Raw genomic sequence first — 15,822 nt, forward strand, 5'->3', positions numbered from 1 at the left:
ATCGGGCCGCACTGGCCCGGTCTTGCCGCAATCGCGTCGAAACGCGACCTCGCACGGCTCATGTCAGAGGCTTCCTTCGCGCTCGATGACCAGGATCCTGGCTTCGCCGATCGGATGGGCAACATGTTCGGTACCGACGGTGGCATGGAACACATCGCCTGTTTCAAGCACGGTGCTGTGTTCAATACCGGCCTGGCGATAGCGCATCTCGACCCGGCCGGCCAGTACCGCGAAGACTTCCTCGCCATCGTTGACGTGCCAATGGTAGGGCTGATCGGTCCAATGCAGGCGGGTGGTGATGCCATCCATGTTGGCAATCTCCACCGCACCCCAGGCGCGATCGGCGATGAACGTACTGCCGCGGAATATGTCCATGCCCGGTCGACGCTCAGATATCGAGGTTGGATACCTTCAGCGCGTTGCTTTCGATGAAGTCACGGCGTGGTTCCACCACATCGCCCATCAGCGTGCTGAAGATCTGGTCGGCAGCCACTGCGTCCTCGATCCGGACCTGCAACAGGCGCCGGGTATCGGGATTGACGGTGGTGTCCCACAACTGTTCCGGATTCATTTCACCCAGGCCTTTGAAGCGCTGGATCTGGCGACCCTTCTTGGCTTCATCCAGCAACCAGGCCTGGGCCTGGGCGAAGTTGTCGATAGGCTGGGTCTTGTTGCCCCGGGTGATCTGGGCGCCTTCGCGGATCAGGTCATGCAGCTGCGCGGCGGCATCGCGCAACGGGCGCAGTTCGCCGCTTTCGGACGCGGCCAGCGGAATCACCTGGATCATTTCCTCGCCCATGTGCCGGCGGGTCACAAGCAATGCAGCCTGGCGCTCGGCGTTGGCCTGTTGCAGCTGCACGCTGTAGCGCGCGCTTCCCAGACCGCCGCGGTTGAGCCGGGCTTCCAGTCGGCGCAACTCGGCCTCGGTGTCCACGCCCGCGTCCTGCAAGGTGCTGATCGGGGTGAAGTCAATCAGCGCTTCCAGTACCAGCGGATCGTAGCGATGCGCGTTGCGGGCGATGTTGTCGTTGGCATTGGCGAACAGCACCAGCAGTTTTTCCAGCGCTTCGCCGGAGATCGGCGGCTCGCCTTCGGCCGGGATCAACGAGGCGTTTTCGACCGCGCTATTGGCCAAGTAGACGTTGAGCGCGGCATCATCCTTCAGGTACAGCTCCTGCTTGCCCTGCTTGAGCTTGTACAACGGTGGCAGGCCGATGTAGATGTAGCCGCGCTCGATCAGCTCCGGCATCTGCCGGTAGAAGAAGGTCAACAACAGCGTACGGATATGGCTGCCGTCGACGTCGGCGTCGGTCATGATGATGATGCGGTGGTAGCGCAGCTTGTCGGGGTTGTATTCGTCCTTGCCGATGCCGGTGCCAAGCGCGGTGATCAGGGTGCCGACTTCGGCGCTGGCCAGCATGCGGTCAAAGCGCGCGCGCTCGACGTTGAGGATCTTGCCACGCAGCGGCAATACCGCCTGGTTCTTGCGGTTGCGGCCCTGTTTGGCCGAACCACCTGCCGAGTCACCCTCGACGATGAACAGTTCGGATTGGGCTGGATCTTTTTCCTGGCAATCGGCGAGCTTGCCGGGCAGGCCGGCGATATCCAGCGCGCCCTTGCGGCGGGTGAGATCACGCGCCTTGCGCGCAGCCTCGCGTGCGCGTGCGGCATCGACGATCTTGCCGGCGATGGCGCGGGCTTCGGTCGGATTCTCCTGCAGGAATTCCTCCAGCCGCGCGCCGAACGAGCTTTCCACCACCGGGCGTACTTCCGAACTGACCAGTTTTTCCTTGGTCTGCGACGAAAAGCTCGGATCCGGCACCTTGACCGACAACACCGCGATCATGCCTTCGCGCATGTCGTCGCCGGACAGGTTGACCTTGGCCTGCTTGGCGATGCCGTTCTGTTCGATGTAATTGGTCAGCGTGCGGGTCAACGCCGCGCGGAAACCGATCAGATGGGTACCGCCATCCTTCTGCGGAATGTTGTTGGTGAAGCAGAACATGGTTTCCTGGTAAGCGTCGGTCCACTGCAGGGCGACGTCGACGGTAATACCATTCATCTCACCGGTAACTGAGATTACATTCGGGTGCAGCGGCGTTTTCAGCTGGGCCAGATGCTCGACGAAACTGCGGATACCGCCTTCGTACTGGAATATGTCCTGGCGACCATCGCCACGTTCGTCCACCAGGGTGATCTTGACCCCGGAATTGAGGAAAGACAGCTCACGCAGCCGCTTGGCCAGAATGTCGTAGTGGAATTCGACGTCGGTGAAGATTTCCACGGCCGGCTTGAAACGCATCAGGGTACCGCGGCGGTCTGACGACTCAAGCTGCTTGAGCGGGTACAGCGGCTCACCCAGCGCGTATTCCTGCTGGTAATGATGGCCGTCGCGCCAGATATCCAGCCACAGTTTTTCCGACAGCGCGTTGACCACCGAGACGCCGACGCCATGCAGGCCGCCGGATACCTTGTAGCTGTTGTCGTCGAACTTGCCGCCCGCATGCAGCACGGTCAGGATTACTTCGGCAGCGGAAACGCCTTCTTCCTTGTGGGTGTCGACCGGGATGCCGCGCCCGTTGTCGGACACCGACACCGAGCCGTCCTCATGGATGGTGACCACGATGTTGTCGGCATGGCCGGCCAGTGCTTCGTCGATGGAGTTGTCGACGACCTCGAACACCATGTGGTGCAGGCCGGTACCGTCATGGACGTCACCGATGTACATGCCGGGACGCTTGCGGACCGCTTCCAGGCCGCGCAGAACGGTGATCTTGCTGGAGTCGTAGGTATTGCCGGGCGTTGCGGTCGTCGTTTCGTCGGTCATTCGCTTCTGTCGTCTGCATAGACGGCATCGGCGCGGCGGCGCGATGCCGGATCTACTGGAAGGAACCCCGAGTATACCATTGCCACCCTTGACGACGGCTTCAGAGGCGCTGTACGGCCGATCCAGACTGGCGGCTAGGGTAGCGGCGGCGACGCCCGGAAACGGCCGAGGGCGATTCACGTTGATGCTGGCCGCAAACGCCGGTTCCAGGCCCGGGATCGCCGCCAACCTGACTGAACTCAAGCCAGCGGACTTATCGTCCCCTGTTCCACGTGGAACATGGCGGTTTCAAAGCCGATTTCGCGCAGGACCGGTGGCAAATCGGTGCCGGTGACCCAGATCTGCGCTTGGCTACCCGCCAAGCGCTGCAATATCCGGCGCTGATGATGGGCATCGAGCTCGGAGGCCAGATCGTCAAGGGCGATGACGGGCCACTCGCGTTTGCGTGCCGCGTAATCCTCTGCTTGCGCCAACAGGCAGACCAGCGCGGTCAGTTTGGCCTGCCCGCGTGACAGCGCCTCGCGTCCAGGTCGTGCGGCGTAATCGACCCGCCAATCGGCGCGATGCGGGCCAACCGAGGTGTGTCCTGCTTGACGATCGCGGTCGCGGGCTAGCAGCAGTGCGTCGGACAACGACATTTCCGCCTGCCGCCAGCCGGGCGAGTAGTGCAGCGAGGCCGGGCCAAGTCCCGGTACCAAATCGGCAGCGACTTCAGCCAGGCGCTGCTGCAGGGTTTCCAGATAGTGCAGCCGATGCCGGCTCAGTGGTTCCCCGGCTTCCGCCAGCTCGTGATCCCAGGCCTCCAACTGGCGACCAGCCGCGCCAGACTTCAACAGCGCGTTGCGTTGCTTCAACGCCCGGTTATAGCGACGCCAGAGCGCAAAGAACTCTGGTTCCACGTGGAACAGCCCCCAGTCGAGATAGCGACGCCGTGGTTCACCGCTGCCGCTGACCAACGCATGGCTGCCCGGCTCGAAGGTCACTACCGCCAGCGCGGCACACAGTTCGCCCATCTGATTGACGGTCTGGCCGTCCAGGCGTCCGCTCCACGCGCTTCCGCTGTGCCGCATGCCGGCCTTGCGCACGCGCTCGGCGGTCAGCTCGTGCCATTCAATGAACACTTCCAGCGCATCGGCATGGGTTTTGACCAGACCGTCGCGGACCCGGCCGCGGAAGCTGCGCCCATAGGCCATCAGATGCAGGGCTTCCAGCACGCTGGTCTTGCCGGCGCCATTGTCGCCGGCAAAAAAATTGAGGCCAGGGCCCGGCGCCAGGTCAAAACCGCTGAAACAGCGGAAATTCGATGCCGTCAGTCGGCTTACCCGCATGACGGTACCGGTGGCATGGCTGGCAGCGAGGACGAAGAGTAGGGCACGACGGCACGAGCAATCAGGAGACGGCCATTCTAGACGGTTGGCCCGGACACCCGAACCGCGCTCGACCGAAACCGGAGACAAGAGCCGATTCTGCGGCCATCAGCAAAAAAACGCCCGGCTTGCGGGCCGGGCGTTGAACTTGGTTCCACGTGGAACAGCGAACGTTACAGACGCAGCGGCATCACCACGTGACGCGACTTCTCGCTGCTGGCCTCGCGCACCAGTGCAGAAGAGTTGGCATCGCGCAGCTGGATGATGATTTCATCCTCGCGCAACGAACCCAACGCATCGAGCAGGTAATTGACGTTGAAGCCAATAGCCAGCGCATCGACCCGGGTTTCGGCTTCGATTTCTTCCTGTGCTTCTTCCTGCTCGGGGTTGTGGGCACTGATCTTCAGTTGCCCCGGCGAGACTTCAACGCGCACACCACGGTATTTCTCATTCGACAGAATCGCGGCGCGCTGCAGTGCGGCCCGCAGTACCTCACGATCCAGCTTGACCTCGCGGTCGGCACCAATCGGGATAACCGCGGCGTAATCAGGGAAACGTCCATCAATCAGCTTCGAGGTAAAGGTCACGTCGTCGCGCTTGACCCGGATGTGGCTGCGGGCGATTTCCAGTTCCAGTGGCCGATCGCCGCCTTCCAGCAGGCGCTGCAACTCGGTCACGCCCTTGCGCGGCACGATGATCTGGCGCTTGGACGAAGCGGCTTCATCCAGTTCCGCCTCGCATAGCGCCAGACGGTGACCATCGGTGGCCACGCAACGCAGCGTGCGGTCGGCCAGATCCAGCAGCAAACCGTTGAGGTAATAACGCACGTCCTGCTGGGCCATCGCGAACGCGGTACGTTCAATCAGCTCTTTCAGCGTGCCCTCGGAAACGCTGACGCGTTCAGTGGCCTCGACTTCGTCGACGGAGGGAAAGTCGTTGGCGGGCAGGGTGGCCAGTGAAAACCGGCTTCGGCCGGCCTGAACGGTGACCTTGTCACCGGACTGACTGACCGTCACTTTGCTGCCGTCAGGCAGGGCGCGAACAATATCGAACAGCTTTCGCGCCGGAATCGTGGTTTCACCGTCCTGCGCATCGTCGACGGCACAGCGGGCCACCATTTCGACTTCCAGGTCGGTACCGGTCAGTGACAGCTGCCCGTTCTGGACCTGGACCAGGAAATTGGCCAGGACCGGCAAGGTCTGCCGACGTTCAACCACATTGACCACCTGGGCCAACGGCTTGAGGAGTGCTTCGCGCTGCAGGCTGAAACGCATTGGATGGTCGCCCCTTGTGCCTAATGCTTTTAAAAGAAGATGTATTAAATCTAAAGCTGGTGGTGATGGTTTTCGGCTTTTCGGTGGAAAAGGCACTTAACCCTTTGAACTACAACAAGTTTATGTGCTTACAGCCCTTGGGACAAGCCAGCCCGTGATGGGGCATGAACCTGTGGATAAAAATCGCCGGCTTTTCCGGCCACAGCTTGTCCACAGGGTCCAGGGGGGATTATTCACTGAGTTTACGGATCAACTTATCCCAATCCTCGCGCAACTTGCCATCGGTCTCCATCAACGTGCGGATCTGCCGGCAGGCATGCAGCACGGTGGTGTGATCGCGACCGGCAAACGCGTCGCCAATCTCGGGCAGGCTGTGTTCGGTCAATTCCTTGGCCAGCGCCATCGCCATCTGCCGCGGACGCGCCAGCGAGCGGGTACGGCGCTTGGACAGCAGGTCCTTCATCTGCAGGCCGTAGTAATCGGCCACCGTCTTCTGGATATTCGGGATGCTGATCGCCTGCTGTTGCGCGCGCAGCAGGTCGCGCAGGGTTTCCTGGGCGAATTCGGTGGTAATCGCCCGACCGGTGAAGTTGGAGCGCGCGGCCAGGGTGTTGAGTGCGCCTTCCAGGTCGCGCACGTTGCTGCGCATCTTCTTGGCCAGCAGGAACGCCACTTCATCGGGAATCTGGGTCCCGCGTTCGGCGGCCTTGGCCAGCACGATCGCGGCCCGGGTCTCGAAATCCGGCGGCTCGATGGCGACCGACAGGCCCCAGGCCAACCGTGACTTCAACCGCGGTTCCAGGCCTTCGACCTCGCGCGGGTAGCGATCGCAGGTCAGGATGATCTGCTGGCGGCTGTCGAACAGCGCGTTGAAGGTGTGGAAGAACTCTTCCTGGGTCCGGTCCTTGCCGGCGAAAAACTGGATGTCATCGATCAGCAGCGCATCGACCTGCTGGAAGCGGCGCTTGAACTGATCCATCGATTTTTCGATCAGGGCCTTGGTCATGGCGCTGAAGAACTGTTCGCTGCGCAGGTACAGCACGCGCGCGGCCGGGTTCTGCCGGCGCATCTCATTGCCGGCGGCGAACATCAGGTGGGTCTTGCCCAGGCCGGTGCCGCCATACAGCAGCAACGGATTGTGGGCGCGATCGCCCGGCTTCTGCGCCGCCTGCCAGGCAGCGGCACGTCCGAGCTGGTTGCTGCGGCCTTCAACGAAGTTGTCGAAGGTGTAGTGATTGTCGAGGTTGCCGGCATAGGCTTCGGTGACTGTGGCCGAGGTGCCCAGTTGCGGTGCCGCCGCCGGCACGGGTTCGACCAGCCGCGCCCGCGAGCCGATTTCCAGCGAGACCTCGTTGGAACCGACGAAATAATCCAGCAGTTCGCGGATGCGCGACAGGTAGCGCTCGCGGACCTGCTCGACAATGAACGCATTGGGTGCATACAGCACCACGGCATCATTGCGCTGTTCGGCCTGCAGCGGCTTCAACCAGGTGTGTACATCCTCGGCCGGGTATTCGGCTTCCAGGCGTTCAAGACAGCGGGGCCAGGCATCCATTGTGTGCAGCAACTCGAAATTCGGGATCAAAAGGGCCGCCACGACCAGCGCAGTACGCGACGCGGGGGCAAAAACAAGCGGTCGATCAGACTACCATCGCCATCGCCCTGCGCCAATTGTTTCTGTGCATAAGATGTGGATGGACAGCGCAAACCCTTGCGCTGGCTGGATAGCAGCGTTGAACAGCCTGTCGACAACCTGGTGGACCCGGATCAGCTTCCACTGCCAGAGTTGACGCTAAGCTGGTGGTTCCTATAGAATTTCCGGTTCTTTCCATCTGATTGACCCGAGGGGCCCCATGGCCACCAAGCGCACTTACCAACCCAGCAACCTGAAGCGCAAGCGCGACCACGGCTTCCGTGCCCGCATGGCCACGGCCGACGGCCGCAAGATCCTGGCTCGCCGCCGCGCCAAGGGCCGCAAGCGCCTCTGCGCTTGATGCCTTCGCCGCTGCTGCCAGCGGCCGAGAAAGTTCTACTACGATGAAAGCCACTTTCCCGCGCACCGCGCGGGTTCGTGCGCGCGCGGAATATGCGTGTGTGTTTGAAAGCGCACGCCGTACCTCCGATCCGCTGATCAGCCTGCACTGGCTGCCCGCCGCGCATCCGCCGCGACTGGGTCTGGCGGTTTCCCGCAAGGTCAGTCCCCGCGCAGTGGTCCGCAACCGCATCAAACGCGGCCTGCGCGAACAATTCCGTCAAATCCGCCACCGACTGCCCGCCGGCGATTACGTCGTGGTCGCCCGCAGTGCGGCCGCTGCCGCCGAGCCGGCGCAGCTGCGCTCGTGTTTCCTGCGGGTGCTGGCGCGCGCCGGCGCGTTGCCGGTTACGCCCGCGGACGGCACAATGCCGGCGGACCGCATCCCTCCTTCCCCTTTGAGCAAACCGGGTTCGACCACCGGTTGAGATTGGCTGCCTGATGAACCAGACCCGTATTTTCCTGATCTTCGCCTGGCTGATGGTGGCGACCTTGTTGTGGATGGAGTGGGGCAAGTTCAACGCGCCCAAGCCGGCGCCAGCCACCACCACCGCGGTCACCGAACAGATCGGCAGCGCCGCCAATGGCAATGCCACCAGCGGTACCGTGCCCAGTGCCAGCGGCATGGCATTGCCCGGCAGCGACGCCGGCGCGGTGCCGACCGCGCCCGCGGCGATGAGCGCAACCACTGCGAGCCCGTCGAAACAGACCGTCAGCGTCACCACCGACGTCCTGAAAGTGGTGCTGGATGGTGGCAGCGTGTTGCAGGCCGATCTGCTGGCGTATCCGCAGTCCAAGGGTTCCAGCACCCCGGTGCGGTTGTTCAACCAGGGCCAGCATCCGTATGCCGCGCAAAGTGGCTGGCTGCCCGGACAGGCCGGCGCCGCCGCGCCCAACCATGAAACAGGCTTCGTCCCCGAACAGGCCGGCGCGCAGGTACTGGCCGACGGCGCCGACAGCGTCAGCGTGCCCTTCATCTGGAACGGCCCGGACGGTGTCAGCATCCGCCGCACTTATACCTTCAGCCGCGGCAACTACGTGGTGCAGGTGCAGGACCAGGTTATCAACGCAGGCAGCAAGCCGTGGCAGGGCTACGTCTATCGCCAGTTGATCCGCAACCCGCCGCCGAAGGCATCGGGCATGCACAACCCGGAATCCTTCAGCTTCACCGGCGCGACCTGGTATGACGGCGACTACCAGCGCCGCAAGTTCAACGAGGACTACCTGGAAGACGGCAAGGTCAACAAGCAGACCAGCAAGGGCTGGATTGCGATGTTGCAGCATCATTTCTTCACCGCCTGGATTCCGCAGGCCAGCGATACCACCACGCTGTCGCTGGACCAGACCAAGTCGGCCAACGGCATCGATCTGTCGGTCGTGCGCGAAGTCGGCCCCGGCGTCAACGTCGCACCCGGCCAGCAGGCCACCACCAGCGCCCGGCTGTGGGTCGGTCCGAAGCTGGTCGACAAGATCAAGGCGGAAAAAGTCCCCGGTCTGGATCGCGCGGTCGATTACAGCCAGTTCTCGATCTTCGCGCTGATCGGCCAGGGCCTGTTCTGGATCCTCAGCCACCTGCATGCCTTCATTGGCAACTGGGGCTGGTCGATTGTCGGCCTGGTCGTGATCGTCAAGCTGGCGCTGTATCCGTTGTCGGCGGCGCAGTACCGCAGCTTCGCCAAGATGCGCAAATTCCAGCCGCGCATCGCCCAGCTGAAGGAACGCTACGGCGACGACCGGCAGAAGTTCCAGACCGCGATGATGGAGTTGTACAAGAAAGAGAAGATCAACCCGATGGGCGGCTGCCTGCCGATTCTGGTGCAGATGCCGATCTTCCTCTCGCTGTACTGGGTACTCAATGAATCGGTGGAACTGCGTCAGGCGCCGTGGGCGTTCTGGATCCATGATCTGACCGCCCGCGATCCTTACTTCATCCTGCCGGTGGTCAACATGCTGGTGATGTGGGCGACGCAGAAGCTGACCCCGGCCCAGGGCATGGACCCGATGCAGCAGAAGATGATGCAGTTCATGCCGCTGGTGTTTGGCGCGATGATGGCCTTCTTCCCGTCCGGTCTGGTTCTGTACTGGGTCACCAATGGTGCGCTGGGCCTGTTGCAGCAGTGGTGGGTGACCCGCCGCTTCGGCCACGAAGGCAAGCCGGACGTGGTCACCAGCAAGTAATTGGGGGCGACCGGATCCAGGAAAACCCGCCGTACTGGCGGGTTTTCTTTTCCCGATGTGCAAGACTTCCGCAGTCATGAATACAACCAGCGCCGCCGCTGACGCCAACAACGACACGATTGCCGCGATTGCCAGCGCGCCGGGCGCCGGCGGGGTCGGCATCGTGCGTCTGTCCGGCCCACGGGCGCTGGCCATCGGCAATGCCATCTGCAGGCTTACCTTGCCAGCCCGCACTGCCCGGTACGCCCGCTTCGCCGACAGCTTGGGCGAAGTGATCGACGATGGCATCGCGCTGGCGTTTCCGGCACCGGCCAGTTTTACCGGCGAAGACGTGGTCGAACTGCAGGCGCACGGCAGCCCGGTGGTGCTGCAGCAGTTGGTCGCGGCCGCCTGCGCGCTGGGTGCCAGGCATGCCCGCCCCGGTGAATTCAGCGAGCGCGCCTTTCTCAACGACAAACTGGATCTGGCCCAGGCCGAGGCCATCGCCGATCTGATTGCCGCCTCCGATGTGCGTGCCGCACGCGCGGCGCGGCGCTCGCTGGAAGGGGTGTTCTCGCAACGGGTGGAGGCCATCGCCCAGACCCTGCTGGCGCTGCGCATCCACATCGAGGCGGCGATTGATTTCGCCGACGAACCCATCGACACGCTCGGCGGTGAGCACGTGCGTCGACAGCTGGCGCAGGTCGAGCAGGAGCTGCAGCAGCTGATCGTCGAGTCCGAACGTGGCCGCAAGCTGCGCGACGGCGTGCATGCGGTGATTGTCGGTCCGCCCAATGCCGGCAAGAGTTCTCTGCTCAATGCGTTGGCCGGCAGTGATCGCGCCATCGTCACCGATGTCGCCGGTACCACCCGCGACATACTGCTGGAAACCATCCGCCTGGATGGACTGGAACTGCACCTGGTCGATACCGCCGGACTGCGGGAAGGGGGCGATGCGATCGAGCGTGAAGGCATGCGCCGTGCCCGTGCGGAAGTCCAGCGGGCGGACCTGGCGCTGGTGGTGCTGGATGCGCGCGATCCCGATGCCGGTCGCGCCGCGGTCGCCGGCATACTGGATCAAGTGCCGCAGATCCTGTGGATTCACAACAAGGCCGATCTGCTGCCTGCAGCGGTCGCTGCAACTGGCGCCGACGCCGTCCCGGTGTCGGCGGTGACCGGACAAGGCCTGCAACAACTGCACCAGCGCCTGCGGCAGCTGGCCAGCGGGCAACAACACGACGCCACCGAAGGGGAGTTCTCCGCGCGCGCGCGCCACGTCGAGGCCCTGCAGCGTGCCGGCCGGCATCTTGAAATGGCAAACGGTGAACTGGGTCACGAAAGACTGGAGCTGGCCGCCGAAGAATTACGGCTGTCGCACGACGCGTTGGGCGAAATCCGGGGAAAGATTTCCGCCGACGACATGCTGGGCCATATCTTCTCGACCTTCTGCATCGGCAAATAACGCGCCATAGTTGACAAATAGCGCTTGATCCCGCGTGCTACGCACATTGGGATTTGTTGAACCATCTGTGTTTCTTGGGGGAAACCAAAACATGTCGTCAGCCACGATTTATAAGAAATCGCGCCTTGTTGCGCCCTTGGTCCTGATCCTGGCCGTCGCGGCCTGTTCCAAGGATCCGGCCCAGCCCGAAGCCAGCAACCCGGCGGCCAACGCGCCGGCAGCCGCCAAGCCGGTGGCACCGGAGCAGGCCGTGTCCTCGCAGGTCAAGGCACTCAACACCGATCAGCTGCGCGAGTCGGCGGCCAACGCACTGCGCGAAAACCGCATCTACGCGCCGGCCGGCGACAACGCCATGGAGTACTACCTGGCGCTGCGCGACAAGCAGCCTGACGACCCGGGCGTCAACAGCGCGTTGACCGATCTGCTGCCGTACACGCTGATCGCCGCCGAGCAGAGCATTGGCCGTGAAGAATTCGAGGAAGCACAGCGCTTGTCGGCGATCATCGAGAAGACCGATCCCAATGCCCCGGCGCTGCCGCGACTGAAGCAGAGCATAGAGGCCGCACAGGCCGCGGTTGCACAACGTGCGGTGGCCAAGGAAGAGAAGGCCGAGCAGGACAAGCGCCTGGCCGAACAGCAGCGCCTGGCCCAGCAGGCAGAAGAACAGAAGGCGAAGGAAGCTGCCGCGGCCGCCGAGGTCGCCCGTCAGCAGGAAGCCGCCCGCGCCGAAGCCGCGCGCAAGCAGGCGGCCGAGCAGGCCGCGACGGAAACGCCGAAACCAGCCGCGACCGCCGCCGCCAAACCGGCTGCGCCGCCGCCGGCTCCGGCCGCGCCGGTATTGCGGGTGGTCAGTGCGCCGGCACCACGTTATCCGGCTGAGGCGCTGCGCGCCGGCACCGGCGGCGAGGTCCTGGTGGAATTCACCGTGGCCACCGATGGTTCGGTCAGCTCGGCACGGGTGGTGCGTTCCAACCCGGCACGCGTGTTCGATCGCGAAGCCTTGAATGCAACCAAGCGCTGGAAGTTCGAACCGATCAGCGAGCCGGTGACTACCCGCCGGACCATCGGCTTCAATCCCGGCGAATAAGTCGCGCCCGATCACTGAGGCAATGAAGAAGGGGCGGATCATCTCCGCCCCTTTTTTTTCTGATGATTGTGTGCCGGTCGCATGCTCCCGGCTTGCCGGTCAACCGGATATCGCCAATCGTTCCTGGTGATAGCGGCGCACCGCCGCATACCACAGCAGGATCGCCAGGCCAAAACCGGCCAGCAGATACACCCCCCAGATCTGCGCACTGATCGGCTCGTGCCGGATCACCTTCAGCAGCAGCTGGTTCTGCGCCAGGAACGGCACCGCGAATTGCCACAGCTGGGTCTTGATCGGATTCACCATCAAGGCGAAGGTTGGGATCATCGGCAACAGCATCAACCAGGTGATGTGGCTCTGCGCTTCCTTCATGCTCTTGGCCGATGCGGCCAGATAGGTCAGCAGCGAGGTACCGATGAACAACATCGGCAGCAGGATGAACAACATCTGCACCATCGCCATGAAGGTCACGTTGAGTTGTCTGCCCACGCCCGGCGACAGCTGCGCGCTGAGCTTGAACGCCAGCAAAGTCAGCAGCAGCGAGATCGCCCCGATCAGGCAAGCGGCGGCGATCTTGCCGCTGACCACGGCGCTGCGCGGGGCCGGCGTGGCCAGCAATGGCTCCAGCGATTGCCGTTCGCGCTCGCCGGCGGTGGCATCCAGGATCAGGTAGGCGCCACCGATGAACGAGGTAAGAATCAACAGGTAGGGCAGCAGTACCGACAACAGGCGTCCGCGCTTGGCTTCCGGGGTTGCCAGATCCTGGCTGCCAACGTTGACCGGCATGGAAACCGACGGATCGATGCCGCGTGCCAGCAGACGCAATGCACCGACCTGGCGACTGTAGCCATTGAGTGCCGCGGTCAGGCGCCGGGCCGGAATCTCGGCATCACTGCGGGTGCTGTCCATGATCACTTCCACCAGCGCCGGCCGGCCTTCGCGCCAGTCCTGTGCATAGTTGTCGCTGATGCGCAGGGCCACGTCGATATCCTGGTTGCGGATGGCGGCATCCAGATCCGCGGGCGGGTCCTTGGGCACGATGGCCTGGGTCTTCAGGAATGCCATCAGATTGGGTGCATGTTGCGCGCCCAGTACCGGTACTTCCAGCGCGGTATCGAGCTGGGTGCGGGCACGCTTCTCCGCCAGCGAACCCATCCCCAGCATCAACGCCGGGTACAGCAACGGCCCCAGGAACAGAGCCAGGAACAAGGTCCGCCGGTCGCGCGACAGATCGCGCAGTTCCTTGCGCATGACAGTCAAAACGGTCTTGAGCATGATCATGCGTGCAGGCCCTCCTCGGAACCGATGATTTTGACGAAGGCCTCTTCCAGATTGTCATCGCCGGCCTGCTGGCGCAGCTCTTCGGCGGTCCCCGCGGCAACCACCTGGCCCTTGGCAATCACCACGATGCGATCACACAGCGCAGCGACCTCCTGCATGATGTGGCTGGAGAAGATCACGCAGCGGCCTTCGCTGCGTAGCTGGCGCAGGAAGCCGCGCATGGCGCGCGTGGTCATTACGTCCAGGCCATTGGTTGGTTCGTCGAGGATGACGTTGCGCGGATCGTGGACCAGGGCGCGCGCAATCGCGGTCTTGGTCCGCTGGCCCTGGCTGAAGCCTTCGCTCTGCCGATCCAGGATGTCGGCCATGTCCAGCGCCTGCGACAGCACCTGGGTCCGCTGCGCGATCTGGGCCCTGGACAGACCGTGCAGTTCACCGAAGTAGGCAATGTTCTCGCGTGCGGTCAGCCGCTTGTAGACGCCGCGCGCGTCCGGCAACACGCCCAGTGCGCGGCGCACGCCGATGGCATCACTGCTGGTATCCATGCCATCGACCTGGATGCTGCCGCTGTCGGGCGACATCAAGGTGTACAGCATGCGCATGGTGGTGGTCTTGCCGGCGCCGTTGGGGCCCAGCAAGCCGGTGATCTCACCGTCGCGGGCCTCGAAGCTGACCCCATCGACCGCCTTCACCAGCCCGGTCTTGGTCTTGAATGTCTTGTGCAAATCCTGCGCGATGATCATGCGCTTGCTCCCTGCTGCATCGTGGATGGGATGGCGTGACGTTTCCGTAACACGGGCATCATGGTTCCCACCCGTTGAAGCTGGTGAACGGCGGCACGTAACCCAGTGCCTCCAGGCAGGAGGCGTCCAGCGCCTTGGCGTCGGTGTTTTCGATGAACTGGCCGAGCAGCTTGGGCACGCAACCGACCGCGAAAGAACCATGGCCTTGCCCCTTGAGCACCAGGTGGCGACCGTTGGGCAGTTGTTTCACCACCTCGTCGCCGTAACGGGGCGGGGTCACCGGATCGAATTCACCCGACAACAACAGCGCCGGCACGTCGGTGGCCAACGGCTTGTTGAAATCGGCTGGTCGCTTGCCTGTCGGCCACACCGAGCACTGGGCTTTCAGGTAACGGTTCATTTCGTTGCCAAGTACGGTGTCGGCGTCGGCGGGATTGTCGGTCGGCAGCCGGTCGCCGTCTTCGGCGCAGATCACCGACAACTGCATGCCATGCATGAACTGGTCACTCATCTGCCCGTCGACCAGCGTGGCCAGCGACATCAGCGGACCGTAATGGCCGCGGTCGGCTTCGTTCAACACCAACGGCAACAGCGCCGCCGCCTGCGGCACGTAGGCAAACATCCGGGTCAGCAGCGCCACGCTGCCGGCGCTGACCTGGCCCTGCTTCTGCTGTCCATTGAAGGGGTCTCGATACGTGGTGGTAACCGGGTTCGCCGCCAGCCGGCTCATCAGCCCACGTAGCTGTTCGCGCAGATCGCTGCCGAACACGCGCTTGCAGGCCGGCAACTGCTGGCATTTCTCGAACTGCAGCAGCAGCGATTGATCCAGATTGCGCGAGTGTTCACTGCCCAGCACCAGGGTGTTGGGCACGACACCGTCGATGACGATGCTGCGGGTCTGCTGCGGGTAGTGCATCGCATACTGCTGGGCGACGCGCGTGCCGTAGGAGCCGCCGACCAGATTGATCCGGGCCACGCCCAGCGCCCTGCGCACGCTGTCGAGGTCGCGGACCGCGTCGGTAGTGGTATAGAAGCGCGGGTCGGCGTCGAGATCAGCCGCGCATTGGCGGGCGAACGCGATCGCGGCATCGGTGCTGGTGTCCTGGTCGTCGGAGAACGCGTTTTCGCCCTCACTGTCGCGACAGGCCAGCGGATTGGATTCGCCGGTGCCGCGCTGATCGACCAGGATGATGTGGCGGTTCTTGCGGACCTCGGCAAATGCCGCGTCAATCTGCGGCCACACCTGCACCGCGGCCTGGCCCGGGCCGCCTGCCAGGAAGAACACCGGATCATCGGCGGCCGCACCCTCTTCGGTCGCTGGCAGCCAGGCGATGTTGAGCGCTATCTTGCGGCCCTGCGGGGCATCGGGATTTTCGGCGACTTCAAGTTTGGCGCATTGGGCCTCCACCGTGGCGGTGGAAAAGCCATTGGCCAGCGTGCATGGCTGGAACGCGATATCGCCATACGTCCGCAGGCCGCTAGCCTGGCTGGCGTCTGGCGACGGGGCACTGGGCTCGCTGCAACCGGCCAACCAGGCCGCGGCCATCAGCAGGACACACATCTTGCGCATGGGCAGTCTTCCTTTTGTTTGA

General features: G+C 63.5%; 13 protein-coding genes. 5 read left to right on the plus strand and 8 right to left on the minus strand.

From position 1 onward, the window contains the following. Positions 1 to 63: 63 nt before the first annotated feature. The 5 genes from ABB29_RS00900 to dnaA all read right to left on the minus strand — a co-directional run bounded on the left by ABB29_RS00900 (position 64) and on the right by dnaA (position 7,023). The gene (locus tag ABB29_RS00900) at positions 64 to 375 is read right to left on the minus strand and encodes a cupin domain-containing protein (protein WP_057656719.1); all 312 of its coding nucleotides are present in this window, start codon (positions 373 to 375) and stop codon (positions 64 to 66) included. A 13-nt stretch (positions 376 to 388) separates the two neighbouring features. Continuing rightward, entirely contained in the window at positions 389 to 2,827 is a 2,439-nt protein-coding gene (gene gyrB, locus ABB29_RS00905; RefSeq protein ID WP_057656720.1) for a DNA topoisomerase (ATP-hydrolyzing) subunit B, read from the minus strand. 239 nt (positions 2,828 to 3,066) lie between these two features. After that, a complete protein-coding gene (recF, locus tag ABB29_RS00910; RefSeq protein ID WP_057656721.1) occupies positions 3,067 to 4,155 on the minus strand; it encodes a DNA replication/repair protein RecF in 1,089 nt (362 codons plus the stop codon). 212 nt (positions 4,156 to 4,367) lie between these two features. Next, positions 4,368 to 5,468, minus strand: coding sequence for a DNA polymerase III subunit beta (gene dnaN / locus ABB29_RS00915; RefSeq protein ID WP_057656722.1), 1,101 nt, complete (start codon positions 5,466 to 5,468; stop codon positions 4,368 to 4,370). Positions 5,469 to 5,697: 229 nt separating this feature from the next. Next, positions 5,698 to 7,023 carry a chromosomal replication initiator protein DnaA gene (gene dnaA / locus ABB29_RS00920; RefSeq protein WP_057656723.1) on the minus strand — a complete coding sequence of 442 codons (1,326 nt, stop codon included), beginning with the start codon at positions 7,021 to 7,023 and terminating at the stop codon, positions 5,698 to 5,700. A gap of 298 nt (positions 7,024 to 7,321) precedes the next feature. On the opposite strand from dnaA, the gene rpmH reads away from it, so the two are divergent. The 5 genes from rpmH (at position 7,322) to ABB29_RS00945 (ending at position 12,206) form a co-directional block, all read left to right on the plus strand. After that, the gene (gene rpmH, locus ABB29_RS00925) at positions 7,322 to 7,462 is read left to right on the plus strand and encodes a 50S ribosomal protein L34 (protein ID WP_031374044.1); all 141 of its coding nucleotides are present in this window, start codon (positions 7,322 to 7,324) and stop codon (positions 7,460 to 7,462) included. Positions 7,463 to 7,505: 43 nt separating this feature from the next. After that, positions 7,506 to 7,928, plus strand: coding sequence for a ribonuclease P protein component (rnpA, locus tag ABB29_RS00930; RefSeq protein WP_057656724.1), 423 nt, complete (start codon positions 7,506 to 7,508; stop codon positions 7,926 to 7,928). A gap of 13 nt (positions 7,929 to 7,941) precedes the next feature. Then, positions 7,942 to 9,678, plus strand: coding sequence for a membrane protein insertase YidC (gene yidC / locus ABB29_RS00935; RefSeq protein WP_057656725.1), 1,737 nt, complete (start codon positions 7,942 to 7,944; stop codon positions 9,676 to 9,678). Positions 9,679 to 9,754: 76 nt separating this feature from the next. Then, positions 9,755 to 11,119 carry a tRNA uridine-5-carboxymethylaminomethyl(34) synthesis GTPase MnmE gene (gene mnmE, locus ABB29_RS00940; protein ID WP_057656726.1) on the plus strand — a complete coding sequence of 455 codons (1,365 nt, stop codon included), beginning with the start codon at positions 9,755 to 9,757 and terminating at the stop codon, positions 11,117 to 11,119. 91 nt (positions 11,120 to 11,210) lie between these two features. Then, positions 11,211 to 12,206, plus strand: coding sequence for an energy transducer TonB (locus tag ABB29_RS00945; protein WP_057656727.1), 996 nt, complete (start codon positions 11,211 to 11,213; stop codon positions 12,204 to 12,206). Positions 12,207 to 12,305: 99 nt separating this feature from the next. Here ABB29_RS00945 and ABB29_RS00950 read toward each other — a convergent pair whose 3' ends face one another. From ABB29_RS00950 to ABB29_RS00960, 3 genes are read right to left on the minus strand one after another with little or no spacing between them, the layout of a single operon-like run. Further along, positions 12,306 to 13,487, minus strand: a complete 1,182-nt coding sequence (locus ABB29_RS00950) for an ABC transporter permease (protein WP_057656728.1) — start codon at positions 13,485 to 13,487, stop codon at positions 12,306 to 12,308. Next, a complete protein-coding gene (locus ABB29_RS00955; protein ID WP_057656729.1) occupies positions 13,484 to 14,230 on the minus strand; it encodes an ABC transporter ATP-binding protein in 747 nt (248 codons plus the stop codon). Before ABB29_RS00955 ends, ABB29_RS00950 begins: the two co-directional genes overlap by 4 nt. A gap of 58 nt (positions 14,231 to 14,288) precedes the next feature. Further along, the gene (locus ABB29_RS00960) at positions 14,289 to 15,800 is read right to left on the minus strand and encodes an alpha/beta hydrolase (RefSeq protein WP_057656730.1); all 1,512 of its coding nucleotides are present in this window, start codon (positions 15,798 to 15,800) and stop codon (positions 14,289 to 14,291) included. Positions 15,801 to 15,822: the final 22 nt, after the last annotated feature.

Source organism: Pseudoxanthomonas dokdonensis (assembly GCF_001431405.1).
In the GTDB taxonomy this organism is placed as follows: domain Bacteria; phylum Pseudomonadota; class Gammaproteobacteria; order Xanthomonadales; family Xanthomonadaceae; genus Pseudoxanthomonas_A; species Pseudoxanthomonas_A dokdonensis.

What these genes read in the sequence shown, in the direction of transcription:
- ABB29_RS00900 (WP_057656719.1), bottom strand. Translation starts at nt 375, where the DNA reads ATGGACATATTCCGCGGCAGTACGTTCATCGCCGATCGCGCCTGGGGT.
- dnaA (WP_057656723.1), bottom strand. Translation starts at nt 7,023, where the DNA reads ATGGATGCCTGGCCCCGCTGTCTTGAACGCCTGGAAGCCGAATACCCG.
- yidC (WP_057656725.1), top strand. Translation starts at nt 7,942, where the DNA reads ATGAACCAGACCCGTATTTTCCTGATCTTCGCCTGGCTGATGGTGGCG.
- recF (WP_057656721.1), bottom strand. Translation starts at nt 4,155, where the DNA reads ATGCGGGTAAGCCGACTGACGGCATCGAATTTCCGCTGTTTCAGCGGT.
- dnaN (WP_057656722.1), bottom strand. Translation starts at nt 5,468, where the DNA reads ATGCGTTTCAGCCTGCAGCGCGAAGCACTCCTCAAGCCGTTGGCCCAG.
- ABB29_RS00960 (WP_057656730.1), bottom strand. Translation starts at nt 15,800, where the DNA reads ATGCGCAAGATGTGTGTCCTGCTGATGGCCGCGGCCTGGTTGGCCGGT.
- ABB29_RS00950 (WP_057656728.1), bottom strand. Translation starts at nt 13,487, where the DNA reads ATGATCATGCTCAAGACCGTTTTGACTGTCATGCGCAAGGAACTGCGC.
- rnpA (WP_057656724.1), top strand. Translation starts at nt 7,506, where the DNA reads ATGAAAGCCACTTTCCCGCGCACCGCGCGGGTTCGTGCGCGCGCGGAA.
- ABB29_RS00955 (WP_057656729.1), bottom strand. Translation starts at nt 14,230, where the DNA reads ATGATCATCGCGCAGGATTTGCACAAGACATTCAAGACCAAGACCGGG.
- mnmE (WP_057656726.1), top strand. Translation starts at nt 9,755, where the DNA reads ATGAATACAACCAGCGCCGCCGCTGACGCCAACAACGACACGATTGCC.
- ABB29_RS00945 (WP_057656727.1), top strand. Translation starts at nt 11,211, where the DNA reads ATGTCGTCAGCCACGATTTATAAGAAATCGCGCCTTGTTGCGCCCTTG.
- rpmH (WP_031374044.1), top strand. Translation starts at nt 7,322, where the DNA reads ATGGCCACCAAGCGCACTTACCAACCCAGCAACCTGAAGCGCAAGCGC.
- gyrB (WP_057656720.1), bottom strand. Translation starts at nt 2,827, where the DNA reads ATGACCGACGAAACGACGACCGCAACGCCCGGCAATACCTACGACTCC.